Here is a 13,619-nt window from a genome sequence, read left to right as displayed (position 1 = left end):
GATATGAAAAAGAATATTATCTATGAATATGAAGAAGTTCCAGAAAGCTTAAAAAGTCATATTCTAGCTAATATCTCTCTTAGAAAATTTTTCACTTTTGATTGGAAAGATTTAAAAGCAAAGCAATATTGTGGAATTTTAAATTTTGACAATCAAAATTTTTATATCTTGCCTAAAATTGCAAATCGTAATGATGAAAAAGATGCAGAACAAAATCTAAATATATTTATCTATATGTTGATGTATGCTTATGATGTAAAACTATCAAATGAACAAATAGCAAGTTGTCAAAACCAAGAAAATCATACAATCTTAGAAGTTTTTGTACAAATGTTTGCTTTAAATATTTTAAATGAATTAAAAAAAGGTTTATATAAAGAGTATTTAACTAAACAAGATAATCTTCCAGTCTTAAAAGGAAAATATCTAATAAATGAAAATCTAAAATATAATTTCACTAAAAACAAAATTTATTGTGAATATGATGAATTTAGTGAAAATAACAGTTTAAATCAATTCTTTTTATATGTTGTAAAATATCTTCAAAAGTTTGTAAAAGATAAAAAACTTCTAAAACAGTGTGAATTAATCTTTGATGAGGTTGAATATAAACAAGTAGATATAAATAAACTTGAAACTACTAATTTTGATAGATTAAATCAAAGATTTAAAACAAGTTTTGAAATAGCAATTTTACTTTTGAAACAATCTATTCCTTTATTTAGTCAAGATAAAAAATCATTTGCTTTTTTATTTGATATGAATATATTGTTTGAAAAGTTTATAGCTAGAATTGTAAAAAGCTTAGATGATGATGCAAAAATACAAAATCAAGATAAATTTGGAGATTTAATACTAAAACCAGATATTATTTTGGATAATCAAAGAATAGATACAAAATATAAAAAATTAAATAGTTTAGATGACTTAAAACAAAGTGATAAACTTCAAGCTTTTGCTTATGGAATAAATTATGAATTTAAAAATGTAATGCTTTTATATCCAAAACATTTAGATAATATAAAATATGATTTAGTTTTAGGGAAAGATGATAAAAAAGTTGAGTTAAAAATAAGATGTATTGATTTAAACTATGATAAAGATGGTTTTGATGAGTATATTTGTGAAATTAAGAAAAGAGTTGAGGAGCTATTATGAGTATAAAAGAAGATTTTAAAGATTGGTTAAGAACAAAAGTAGATACATTAGTTCCTTTAAGTTCATATCCAAATGCTTTATCAAGATTAATACCTGATAAATTAACTAGTATAAATGAAAATATATATGGTGATTTATTTGATTGTTCAAATATAGAATATCTTGATAAATTATATAAAAGATTATCTAATGGTGGGGATTTACATAAATTTAATGCAGAAACTCAAAATAGAGTATCAAGTGCTGCAGTTGGAAAATATATAGAATATTTAAAATTATTAATTGGTAATACAAAGATTGAAAAATATAATTATATAAAAATAAAAAATATAATGCTTTATGGTGCTCCTGGTGTTGGTAAAACTCATAATTATAAGAGATTAATCACTATGATTGAAGATGGTAATAATGAAAAAACTATCTTTGATACTATTTCTAAGAATGAAATTACAAATGATTTTGATGATTCAATTTTTGAAACGATAAAAAACGAAAAAAGAATAGAGTTTGTAACATTTCATCAAAGTTATTCTTATGAAGATTTTATTGAAGGATTTAGACCTAGTGAAGAAGATGAAAAAATTGTTAGGCAAGATGGAATATTTAAAATAATTTCAGATAAAGCAAAAAAGAATTTAGAGAATAGTCAAATCCCTAAACAAGAATATAAAATTGATATAGAAGAACTTATCCAAAAATTTACAAATTATGTTCAAGATTTCTTAGATAATGAAAAAGAATTTTTTATTGATAAAAAAGTTACTATTAAAGGTATCAATAATAATAATGCTTTTTTACTTGGAGGTTCAATAACATCTGCACAACGACTTACACCAGATATAATAAAAAGGGATTATATAGAATTTAAAAACGGAAATATAAAATCTTATGAGGATGTAAAACCAACTTATGAATCTCAAAGAAACTTTCATGGAAATGCAAGATACTATTTTATGATTTATAATAAAATTTCAGAATTTGAAAAAACATTAAATATTAATTCAATACAAAAACAAAATGAAGAACAAAAAAACTTTTACATAGTAATTGATGAAATAAATAGAGGAAATATTTCTAAAATTTTTGGAGAGCTTATAACACTTATTGAAGAAGATAAGAGAGATGCTTATGAAGTTACACTTCCATATTCAAAAGAGAAGTTTAAAATACCTTCAAATCTTTTTATTATAGCTACTATGAATTCAACTGATAAATCTATTGCAACTATTGATATAGCTTTAAGAAGAAGATTTACATTTTTAAAAATGAAACCAAAAGAAGAGTTAGTTAAAAATGAAAAAGCAAAAGATTTAATGAAAGAATTAAATAATCATATAAAAGAAACAATAGGCAAAGATTATAAATTAGGGCATAGTTACTTTATGAAAATAGAAAATGATGAAGATTTAGAGTTTGTAAAAGAGTATAAAATTAAGCCTTTACTTGAAGAGTATTTTTATGGGGATGAAGAAAATTATAAAAAAGCAATATCAATCTTAAATATAAAAGAAGATAACCAATGAACATAGAAAAAATAAAACAAAGAATACAAAAATTTAGTGATGATAGAAATTGGGAAGAATTCCACAACCCAAAAAATCTAGTTATGGCATTAAATGGAGAAGTAGGTGAGTTAAATGAGATTTTTCAGTGGTTAAATTTTGAAGAGTCTATAAACTTGCCTGAAGATGTAAAAGAGCATACAAAAGAGGAAATTGCAGATATTGCTATCTATCTTATAAGAATTTGTATGAAGCTAGAAATAAATCTTGAAGATGCAATATTAAATAAGATGACAAAAAATGAAGCAAAATACCCAAGTGAAACATCACAAGGTGGAAGCAAAAAATATAGTAAAAGTAGAGAAAATAGATAAAAGTTTATAGGATAAATTATATAAACTTTACAGATTATTTCGTATAATGATTTGGAAACAAAAATTTCAAATCAAAACTAAGGAGATAAGATGAGAATAAGATTAGAAGATTCACTATTTTGTTTGGTTGATGTACAAGAAAAACTTTTCCCACATATTGGAAATAAGGAAGAACTGGAGAGAACTCTTCCTATTTTGGTAAAAGGTATGAAAGTTTTAGGTGTTCCAATAATTGTAAATGAGCAGTATAAAAAAGGAATAGGTGAGACAATTCCTCTTTTAAAAGAGCTTGTAAGCGAATATTCAAGCTATGAGAAAACAACATTTTCAGCTTGTCAAACACCAGATATTTTAAATGCTATAAAAACTAGTGGAAAGAAAAATATCATTGTTGCAGGGATAGAAACGCATGTTTGTGTGCTTCAAACTTGTATTGATATGATTGAAAATGGTTTTAATGTTATTTTAGTTACAAATTGTAGTGGAAGTAGAAAAAAACTTGACCATAAAATGGCTATAAAAAGATTGATTCAAGCAGGAGCAATTCCTACAACATATGAATCAATTTTATTTGAATTAACTTTAGATTCAAAAAATCCAAACTTTAAAGCAATTTCAGCACTTATAAAATAGATAAAAAAGAGAGTAAATTTCTACTCTCTTTATAATTAATCTTCTTCAATAATAGCTTTTTCGTGATATCTATTTAAATCAAATAGTCCAAACTCTAAAGGATTTGATTTTCTAAACTCTTCTGTGAACCAGTCATAAATTTCCCAAAATTTTGGATTTGCTCTATTTATAGCAAATTTTGAAATATTTTTTACACAAGTATCACTATTGTTAAATCTCTTAATAGCATTTAAAAAATCTTGAAACTCATTTTGTTTTACAATTAAAAATATATTTGGATAAGAGCTAATAAACCCTTCAATAAAATCTATATCATCTTTGCTTGGATCTAGTCTATCTTCTTCTTTAAACATTAAAGCAACATTGTCGTGCCATCTATTTATAACCATAGAGTAAATAAGATTTTCTCCGTTGTTTAGCTCTATTTTTATTAAAGCAGTATTTGCTTCTCTGTCTGTAAAATATTTTGTAATACTTTGTTTATTTGGTAAAGATAAAGATCTAAAACCTTCTTCTATCTCTTTTTTATTTTTATATGAATTTCTTATATCAACAGAGATATCTTTATTGTAAATATAGTTTATTTTATCTTCTTTAGTATTTGTATATTTTAGTATTTTTGAAATGAGTTCTTCTTTGTAGTTGCTTGAACTATATTTTATTGCTGTTTCATTATTTGATGGAGAATATATAGTTATATATTGAGCTAACCATCCAATATACCAAGAGTTAAAGTAGTTTTGTCTGCTGTTTTTTGGTAAAAATTCTAAGAAATTACTTTCTCCTTCAACTCTTAATCTATCCATATGAGTTCTTACTAATAATTGATGAGCTGTATTACCAAATACATCAAAACCAGCGACTAAAGAGTAATAAATTCTTTCTAAAAGTGGAAAGTCAATTACCCACATAGTTTTTGGACTACTTCCTAACGCACCTTTATGTAAAGATGCAGTATCAAAATGTTTATAAACAGTTAAAATAGAGTCATTATTAGGACTTTTTCTAAGATATTCAAGTTTCATTCCATTTGGATAGTATTTATTATAAATTTCCTCTTTATTCTTATTATATGCTCTAATCTCTTTTTCATGATTTAGGTTTTTAAAAGTTTTATATAAAGTTGGATCTTCTCCTAATTGATTAGGTATTTCTAAATTATGTAAATTTTCTCTTAAAAAGAAATTATCTCTAATACTTAAATCATATTTTGGATCCATAAAAGCTACCCAAAAGTGATCTTGAATAACATTTAAAGCAATTTGACCTTTACAAACAGGACCTTTTATAAAATTATTTATAATAAAATATACATCTTCTAAAAGAAATTTATATCTACTATCTGCTGGAATTTGTTTAAATATTTCAAGTGCATTTGGTGCTTTTGTTTTGTCATAACTTGGCATATATGGTTTTTCATCCCATATTCTATTTATAAAAAGTTCATTGTAAAGTTTGAGTTTTTTATCATCAATTTTAAAAGGCATATGAGTTTTATGCACAATCGTTTGTTCAAATTTCTGAATTCTATAATAAAACTTTTCATCTATTTTATCATAAGGAAAAACAGTTGGAATAATTTCAGGCTCAAAAGGTGCAGCAGTTTTTGAACGAATTATTTCAAAAAAATGACCACTTTTTTCATCGAAATATATATGAGCTAAAAATAGATGTTCATAAATATATCTTGCTGTTACTTGATGCTTTATTGATGGATTATTTAAAAAATCTTCAAATTTTTTAATCTGCTCTTTTTCAAAATTATTTATAACATTTTTCTTTGTATCATTTGTAAGACCATTATCAAGCCAATTCATTAGGATATTGTATTCATTTTTTGATAATGCAGGAAAACCATAAGGCATAGCTTTGTGAGGATTATCATCAAAATAATCTTCTAATTCTTCTTGGTTTTTTACACAAGAAATTTCATCTGTTTCAGGTGAGTAATTTCCTATTAATTCTGGATTTAACTCTTTTTGGAAAAGATATTGCATCATTATTGATTCATTATTATCTAAGTTTTTATCAATAACCGAACTAAACTCTTTTTTTCTCCAATCTTCTGTTGTTTTTGCATCAATAAAAAGTCTAGTAGGATCAGCAGCTCTAAGTCTTGTATCATAAACTAAAGCTTTACTAGCTCCTCTATCAAGTCCTTCAAAACTCTCAAGCTTTAATTGGCAAGGTGAATTGTAGCAAGAGTGACAAGATACACATCTTTTATCTAGAATTGGTTTTACATCTTTGCTATAAGAGAGATTTCTATCGATTTTATCATATTCAACAGGAGTTAATGGTTTGGAAGAACAACCAAAGAATAAGAAAGAAAATATAACTATTAGTAAAATTTGCAAACGCATTTTAAATCCCTTTATTTAAATCATATTTTATATTATACTCAATTTCATTTAAAGAGCTTTTTGCTAATATTCCAAACTAAAATGAAAGGAAAACAATGCAACACTTAATAAGAACTTCTGATTTTACAAAAGAAGAGATATTACATGTTTTTGATGAAGCAAGAGAGTTTAAAAGAACTAAAAATAGTAAAGTTCTTGAAGGTAAAATAATTATAACACTTTTTTTTGAGAACTCTACTAGAACAAGAAGTTCTTTTGAAATTGCAGCAAAAAGATTAGGAGCAGAAGTTGTGAATCTTGATGTTGGAACATCTTCACAGAAAAAAGGTGAAACGATGTATGACACAGTTTCAAATATAAATGCAATGCAACCAGATGCAATTATTATAAGACATAGTGAATGTGGACTTCCAGAGAGTTTAATTGGATATGTTGATTGCCCAATTATAAACGCAGGTGATGGAAGACATTCTCATCCTACTCAAGCATTTTTAGACCTATTTACAATTTATGAATATTTTGAAGGACAAACAGATGGTAAAAAAATAGCTATTGTTGGAGATGTTAGAAATTCAAGAGTTGCTGGAAGTAATAGAAGGCTTTTACCAAGGTTTGGAATAGATGTAAATTTAGTTGCTCCTGATTGCTTTAAATATGAAGGAGATGAGTACAAACAGTTTGATACAATATCTGAAATTATAGATGATATGGATATTGTGATGAGTTTAAGAAGCCAATTAGAAAGACACAATATTACATATTTTGAATCACTTCAAGAGTATGCAAGAGATTTTTGTATAACAACTGATTTAATGGAAAGAAAAGAGTTTTTACTTCTTCATCCAGGACCTGTAAATAGAAATATAGATATAAATGATGATGTTTTAAAACATCCTAGATGTCAAGTTTTAGAACAAGTTACAAATGGAGTTGCAATAAGAGCTGCAATATTAAAAAAACTAATACTAAACTATTGAAGGCTTTTGTAGATAAACTAAACTTATATGGCTCTAATAAAGAGCCATTTTATTTCCTAATATCTTATGATTTAAATGAATTTTATATAGAAAAATTAAAAGAAAACAATCAAAATATCAAATTTGAAATAGATGCTAATAGTTTACAAAACAGTTGTATAAAAAAGTACTATTTAAATAAATATCCAATATCTTTTTATGAGTATAAAGATAAATTAAACACTGTTCTAAATGAGATAAAAGATGGAAACTCTTACTTACTAAACCTAACAAGCAAAACAAAAATTGATACAAATTTTAGTTTAGATGAAATTTATGAAAATGCAAACTCTTTATTAAAGCTTAGAGTTAAAACAGAGAAAAATGATTTTGTATGTTTTTCACCTGAAAAATTTGTTGATATTATTGATAATAAAATCTATACATATCCTATGAAAGGAACTATTGATTCAAGCATAGAAAATGCAAAAAATAAATTAATGAACGATGCAAAAGAACTAGCAGAACATACGATGGTTGTTGATTTATTGAGAAATGATTTAGGACAAATTGCAAAAGATATAAAAGTAGAAGAGTTTAGATATATTAGTAAAATAAAAACAAAAGAAAATGAACTTTTTCAAACAAGTTCAAGAATAAGTGGAAAGCTTGAAAGTAATTGCTATGAGAATCTTGGAAATATATTTGAAAAACTTCTTCCAGCTGGAAGCATAACAGGAACTCCAAAAAAATCAACTATTGATATTTTAAAAAGAGTAGAAAACTATGATAGAGGTTTTTATACAGGAGTTTTTGGATATTTTGATGGAAAAATATTGCAAAGCTTTGTACTTATAAGATATATAGAAAAAATAGAAGGCGAACTGTTTTATAAAAGTGGTGGTGGAATTACAGCAGATAGTGATGTAAATCTTGAATACGAAGAGTTAATAAATAAGGTTTATTTACCTTTTTAAAGGAAAAAGATGTATTTTGAAACAATCAAATGTGAAGATTTTGAAGTTTTTAATTTGAATTATCACAATAAAAGAGTTGCGAAAACTATTGGAAAAAATCTAAATCTTCAAGAATATATAAATCCAATTTCAGATGAACTTTTAAGATGTAAAGTTATCTACGATGAAAATGAGATTATAAGTGTGGATTATTTTCCTTATAAAAAAAGAGAAATTAAAAGTTTTAAATTAATTTATGAAAATGATATAAACTATTCAAAAAAATATCTTAATAGAGAAAAAATAGATGAACTTTTCCTTAAAAAAGAATCTTGTGATGAAATTATTATTGTAAAAAATGGAGTTGTAAGAGATACCAGCATTGCAAATATAGCTATATTTTATGATGGATATTGGATTGTTTCAAAAAACTCACTACTTGAAGGTACAACGAAAACTAGACTTCTTGAAGAAAAAAATTTAGTAGAAAAAGATATTAGTGTTGAAATGTTAAAAAAAGCAGAAAAAATAGCTTTGTTAAATTCAATGATTGGTTTTGATATTATAAATGAATTTGAAATAAGTGATTAAAAAAGAGAAAAATCTCTTTTTTATAATTTAAGGATTAAGCTTTTTTTACAAATTGAGTAAGAATAACAATTTTAACACCATTAACTCTACCTTCAATTTGTCCCTCTTCTTGACCTAAAGTTATATTTCTTACAGTTGTTCCTCTTTTTGCTGTAAATCCAGCACCTTTAACCTCTAGATCTTTAATAATACTTACACTATCACCAGCATTTAAAACAACACCATTGCAATCTTTTTGTACAATAGAGTCAATAGTATTTAATCCACTATTCGCCCATTTTAAAGTTTCATCATCAAGATAAATCATATCAAGTAATTCTTGATTATTTAGTTTTTTTAACATTCTATAAGATACGACTTGAACAGCAGGAACTTCACTCCACATAGATTCGCTTAAACAAAACCAATGGTTTGGATCTACTTCGCACTCTTCTTCTAGATGAGATTTACAAGTTTTACATGTTAAAATAGATTCATCAATAGTTTGATTACTAGGTGCAACTTCATAAACATCTAAATCCTCTGTATTTTTACAAAGTTCACAACTATTATTTGCTCTTTTTAATAAATCTTCTAAAATTCCCACAACATTCCTTTTTAATATAATTTTATTGATTATACCATTGTAACTTGATATATATCATAAATTTTCTTTTACAAATTTACTAAGATAAAGCTTTACAAATTTGGAGTTTATATAAAATGAATTTTTTTTTAAAACAGTTTAAAAAAGTTAATCAAGAAAAATTAGATAAAGAGAATTTAATTTGGTCTTGGATTGGCTCATTCTTAGGACTTATTGCAATATCTTTTTTTCATAGAGATTTTTTAGAAGATGGTGATTTAACTCTAGTTTTAGCATCATTTGGAGCAAGTGCTGTTTTAATTTATGGATCTGTAAATTCTCCTTTGGCACAACCAAAGAATTTAATTTTTGGGCATATAATTAGTGCAATTATTGGAGTAAGTTCATATAAATTATTTGGAGACAATTTACTTCTAGCTTCAGCTCTTGCTGTGTCTAGTTCTATTTTAGCAATGCAATTAACACTTACTTTGCATCCTCCAGGAGGAGCAACGGCATTAATTGCAGTTATAGGAACACCACAAATCCATGAACTAGGATATTTATTTGTAATAGTTCCTGTTTTTAGTGGAGCAATTATTCTTTTTTTAATAGCATTTATAGTAAATAATATTCCTAAAAATAGAGCATATCCAGAGAGCTATAAGAACTATTTAAAGAGACATTATAGAAGATATAAAAGAAAAAAACTTAAATCAAAAAAGAGTTAGAATTAATAGCAATACTGATATACTTTTATAAAATTTTTTAGAGTAGGAAAAAATGAAAGATATAGAAAAATTAGATAAAGAGTATGTTCTTCATACTTATGCAAGAAATTATGTAAATTTTGTAAAAGGTGAAAATGCAACACTTTATGATAATGAAAATAAAGACTATATAGATTTTACATCTGGAATCGGAGTTACAAGTGTTGGGCACGGAAATAAACAAGTAGCAAAAAGAATCTTTGAACAAGTATCAAATTTAACACACACTTCAAATATTTATGCAATAGAACCACAAGCACTTTTAGCAAAAAAAATCAAAGAATTAAGTACTTATGATGTTAGAACTTTTTTTGCAAATAGTGGAGCTGAAGCAAATGAAGGAGCTATAAAAATAGCTAGAACATATGGACAAACAGCATTTGAAAATAAAAGATATAAGATTATAACTTTAGAAAATTCTTTTCATGGAAGAACTATTACAACTGTAAAAGCAACTGGTCAAAGCTCATTTCATCAGAGTAAATTTGCTCCATATCCTGAAGGATTTTCATTTAATGCAATAGATGATGTATATAAAGCAATAGATGATGAAACAGTAGCAGTTATGATTGAATTAGTTCAAGGTGAGGGTGGAATATTACCTTTTCCTAAAGAAAAGATTCAAGAATTAGCTAAGTTCTTGAAAGATAATAAAATATTATTAATAATTGATGAGGTTCAAACAGGAGTTTATAGAACAGGTGAATTCCTAGCTTCAAATGTATATGAAATTGAGCCTGATATTATAACTTTAGCAAAAGGTTTAGGTGGAGGAGTTCCTATTGGAGCTGTTATGACAAATCTAAAAGATATTTGGGGTGCTGGTGACCATGGAAGTACTTTTGGTGGTAACTATTTAGTTACAAGTGCTGGATTAGAAGTTTTAGATATTTTAGAAAAAGAGAAAAATAGTGGAAAACTTGATAAAACTATTGAGTATTTTGTTGAAAAAATGAATGATTTATATGAAAATAATCAAAATATATTTATAGCAAATGTTGGTTTAGGATTAATGAGAGGATTAAGAGTAAAAGATGCTGATACTTTAACAAATCTAATAAAAACAGCATTTGAATGTGGAGTTATGGTTTTAAAATCTGGAAACAATACTTTAAGATTTTTACCTGCTCTTACTATTTCAAAAGATGAGATAGATGAAGGGTTTAAAAGACTTCAAAAAGCTATAAATAAAATAGCATAAAAAAAGAGGCATAAAGCCTCTTTAAATAAATTAGATGAATATAGAATAAGGTATGCCTCAATTAAACTAACTATTAGAGCTTTATAACTATAAAGTTATATTCTTTAAATTTTCGATCTCAAAGATAAATAATCTGGCTCCCCATAACCCAAAATTAACAAAAATTTAAAACAAAATAACAAGTTTTTAAAACTATTTCCTTGTTCTTAATCTCTTGGCGAAAGAATTATAACTAAGGATTATGTCAATTAAATGTCAAAATTATTTTTGAAGTAAAAAGAGTGTAAAATAAAGACTTTTAAAGGAGAAAATATTGCTATGAGGTTGCCTAAATCATCAACGATGCTATTTTTTAATATTTTAATATTTTTAAATATAATAATCGCCGGATATATAATAATTTATGAAAATCTGAAACTTAATAATGAAAAGAATCAAGAGATACTTTTTTTTCAAATTAAAGAAAAGAGTTCTAGTTTACTTACAAAAATTTTACAAAAATATCATAATAAAAAAGATTTTATAAAAAATAAACATTTAGAAGCAATTAGTTTATATAAAAATGCTAATGATATTGATGATATAAAAACTATCTTAGATTCAAACAATAAAGATAATTTTGAGATTTATATTTTAAATGAAGATTTTGAAATAGTTGATAGTTCAAATTTTAGTGATATTGGATTTAGTTTGAATTTATTAAAAAAACAGTTTTTAAAATATTTAGAAGATAGTGCTGTTGGAGTAACTATTCCAGAGTTTTCTCATGAACATTTAAAGTTTATAAGTTATTCTATTTCAAAATTAGATGAAAATAGATATTTTAAAATGAGTTATAATTATAGAGGACTTTCAGAAGATTTAAAAGAGATTCAGGATTTAATAAAAAGTGAAAAAACTATCAAAACATCTATTGCATATATAAAATCAGGAGATTATATAGGTAATTTTGCTTTTAAATCTATTCCTTCTTATAAACAAACTATAAAAGAGCTAGAAGGAAGATTAAAAAAGAGTGATGAAATTTCTACTCTTTTAGGAGATAAAACATTTATAACATTTCATAAAGAAGAAGATGGAATACAATATCATGTTTATAACTCTGTTCAAACAAGTTCAATTTATAATGATGCTAAAATTTTATATTGTATAGTTTTTGATGATAATAACTTTTTTAGAAATGTTTTATATCTAAAAGCTGTATCTTTTCTTGCATTTATAATTGGTGCAAGTGCCATATATTTGACATATAATCTAAGAAATACAGAATTGCTATTAAACTATAAAGATAAATTTATAGCTCACTCTATTCATGAAATAAATACTCCTTTATCTATTATTACAATTAATACTCAATTAAGAGAGAAACTTTATGGAAGTGATAAATACTCTTTAAAAATAAATGGTGCTTTAAGAACTTTAGAAAACTCTTATGAAGATATGACTTTTTTACATACAAAAGATAAGATAGAGTATGAGTTAATAGATAATAATCTTTTAAAAGCACTAGAAAGTAGAGTTAGATATTTTGATACTATTGCTCAAAGTCAAAATAGAAGTATTGAAATTATTGCAGATAATACACTTTTTCTTAAGATGAGTAAAATAGAGTTAAATAGATTAATTGATAATAATATTTCAAATGCAATAAAATATTCTCTTATGGGAAGTACAATAAAAATATATTTAAAAGGAAATGTTTTAGAGTTTCATTCAGTAGGGCAAAAAATAGAAAATCCTAAAAATATATTTATAAAATATAAAAGAGAAGATAAAACAACAGGTGGTCATGGTTTAGGACTTGCTATTGTGAGTGATATTTGTAAGAAATATGATTTTAGAATTGAAGTTGAAAGTAGAGAAGTTAATATATTTAGATATATTTTGGGTGAGGATAGTGAAAAGGAAGAAAAATGAGAATATTTTTATTAGAAGATGATTTTTCTTTAAATGAATCTATTAAAGATATGCTTGAGAGTGAAGGATTTAATGTAGATAGCTTTTATGATGGAGATATGGCTTATCAAAGTATAAGTAGTGATTATACTTTATATATTTTAGATATATTTGTTCCAAATTTAAATGGAATAGAACTTATGGATAAGATTAAAAAAGAGAATAAATTAGCAACGGTGTTTATAATGAGTGCAAATATTGATATAAATATGATTGAAGAAGCTTATAAAAAAGGTTGTGATGATTATCTTAAAAAACCTTTTAATATACAAGAACTTTTATTTAAATTAAAAAAATATCAGGATAAACAAGATAACTTTATGTTAAGTGAAGGTGTATATTTTAATATTATTCAAAATAAACTTATATGCAATGATGATGAACTAGAACTTACAAAAAGAGAAAAACTTTTTATAAATCTTTTAATATCAAATCAGGGTAAAAATGTAAGTTATGATTTGATTGAAGAGTATGTTTATGATGGTGAATTTAAGAGTATTGATGCGATAAGAAGTTTGGTAAAAAGGGTTAGAAAAAAGTTACCAAATAATATAATAATTACAAATTTAGATGAAGGATATTATATTAAATAGA

13 protein-coding genes are annotated in these 13,619 nt (G+C 24.9%); 11 read left to right on the top strand and 2 right to left on the bottom strand.

What is annotated here, in order from left to right; genetic code table 11:
- Positions 1–3: 3 nt before the first annotated feature.
- The 4 genes from ATH_RS08410 (at position 4) to ATH_RS08395 (ending at position 3,667) form a co-directional block, all read left to right on the top strand.
- A complete protein-coding gene (locus ATH_RS08410; protein WP_066181016.1) occupies positions 4–1,158 on the top strand; it encodes an McrC family protein in 1,155 nt (384 codons plus the stop codon).
- On the top strand, positions 1,155–2,681 hold the full coding sequence (locus ATH_RS08405; protein WP_066390085.1) for an McrB family protein: 1,527 nt from the start codon (positions 1,155–1,157) through the stop codon (positions 2,679–2,681). Before ATH_RS08410 ends, ATH_RS08405 begins: the two co-directional genes overlap by 4 nt.
- The gene (locus ATH_RS08400; protein WP_066390086.1) at positions 2,678–3,034 is read left to right on the top strand and encodes a nucleotide pyrophosphohydrolase; all 357 of its coding nucleotides are present in this window, start codon (positions 2,678–2,680) and stop codon (positions 3,032–3,034) included. Before ATH_RS08405 ends, ATH_RS08400 begins: the two co-directional genes overlap by 4 nt.
- A 90-nt stretch (positions 3,035–3,124) precedes the next feature.
- On the top strand, positions 3,125–3,667 hold the full coding sequence (locus ATH_RS08395) for a hydrolase (protein ID WP_066390088.1): 543 nt from the start codon (positions 3,125–3,127) through the stop codon (positions 3,665–3,667).
- 35 nt (positions 3,668–3,702) lie between these two features.
- On the opposite strand, the gene ATH_RS08390 is transcribed toward ATH_RS08395, so the two are convergent.
- Positions 3,703–6,030, bottom strand: a complete 2,328-nt coding sequence (locus ATH_RS08390) for a fatty acid cis/trans isomerase (RefSeq protein WP_066390090.1) — start codon at positions 6,028–6,030, stop codon at positions 3,703–3,705.
- Between the two features lie 95 nt (positions 6,031–6,125).
- Here ATH_RS08390 and ATH_RS08385 point away from each other — a divergent pair, with 95 nt between their 5' ends.
- Genes ATH_RS08385 through ATH_RS08375 form a run of 3 tightly spaced genes read left to right on the top strand, consistent with a single transcriptional unit; the run spans position 6,126 to position 8,533 of the window.
- Positions 6,126–7,007: an aspartate carbamoyltransferase catalytic subunit gene (locus ATH_RS08385; RefSeq protein ID WP_066390092.1), complete on the top strand. Its 882-nt coding sequence runs from the start codon at positions 6,126–6,128 to the stop codon at positions 7,005–7,007.
- Complete coding sequence (locus tag ATH_RS08380; protein ID WP_228140837.1) at positions 7,004–7,963, top strand: aminodeoxychorismate synthase component I; 960 nt, start codon at positions 7,004–7,006, stop codon at positions 7,961–7,963. The genes ATH_RS08385 and ATH_RS08380 overlap by 4 nt, the downstream gene beginning before the upstream one ends.
- A 9-nt stretch (positions 7,964–7,972) precedes the next feature.
- The gene (locus tag ATH_RS08375) at positions 7,973–8,533 is read left to right on the top strand and encodes an aminotransferase class IV (RefSeq protein ID WP_066390094.1); all 561 of its coding nucleotides are present in this window, start codon (positions 7,973–7,975) and stop codon (positions 8,531–8,533) included.
- Between the two features lie 34 nt (positions 8,534–8,567).
- On the opposite strand, the gene ATH_RS08370 is transcribed toward ATH_RS08375, so the two are convergent.
- Positions 8,568–9,119, bottom strand: a complete 552-nt coding sequence (locus ATH_RS08370; protein WP_066181037.1) for a PhnA domain-containing protein — start codon at positions 9,117–9,119, stop codon at positions 8,568–8,570.
- Between the two features lie 116 nt (positions 9,120–9,235).
- Here ATH_RS08370 and ATH_RS08365 point away from each other — a divergent pair, with 116 nt between their 5' ends.
- From ATH_RS08365 to ATH_RS08350, 4 genes are all read left to right on the top strand, one after another.
- On the top strand, positions 9,236–9,829 hold the full coding sequence (locus ATH_RS08365) for an HPP family protein (RefSeq protein WP_066390097.1): 594 nt from the start codon (positions 9,236–9,238) through the stop codon (positions 9,827–9,829).
- 52 nt (positions 9,830–9,881) lie between these two features.
- Complete coding sequence (locus ATH_RS08360) at positions 9,882–11,069, top strand: aspartate aminotransferase family protein (RefSeq protein ID WP_066390099.1); 1,188 nt, start codon at positions 9,882–9,884, stop codon at positions 11,067–11,069.
- Positions 11,070–11,387: 318 nt separating this feature from the next.
- Positions 11,388–12,986, top strand: coding sequence for a sensor histidine kinase (locus tag ATH_RS08355; protein ID WP_083202011.1), 1,599 nt, complete (start codon positions 11,388–11,390; stop codon positions 12,984–12,986).
- Entirely contained in the window at positions 12,983–13,618 is a 636-nt protein-coding gene (locus ATH_RS08350; protein WP_066176919.1) for a response regulator transcription factor, read from the top strand. Before ATH_RS08355 ends, ATH_RS08350 begins: the two co-directional genes overlap by 4 nt.
- Position 13,619: the final 1 nt, after the last annotated feature.

The organism is Aliarcobacter thereius LMG 24486 (assembly GCF_004214815.1).
In the GTDB taxonomy this organism is placed as follows: Bacteria; Campylobacterota; Campylobacteria; order Campylobacterales; family Arcobacteraceae; genus Aliarcobacter; species Aliarcobacter thereius.
The sequence above is the reverse complement of the archived record's forward strand: the minus strand, read 5'-3'. Positions and strand labels throughout refer to the sequence as shown.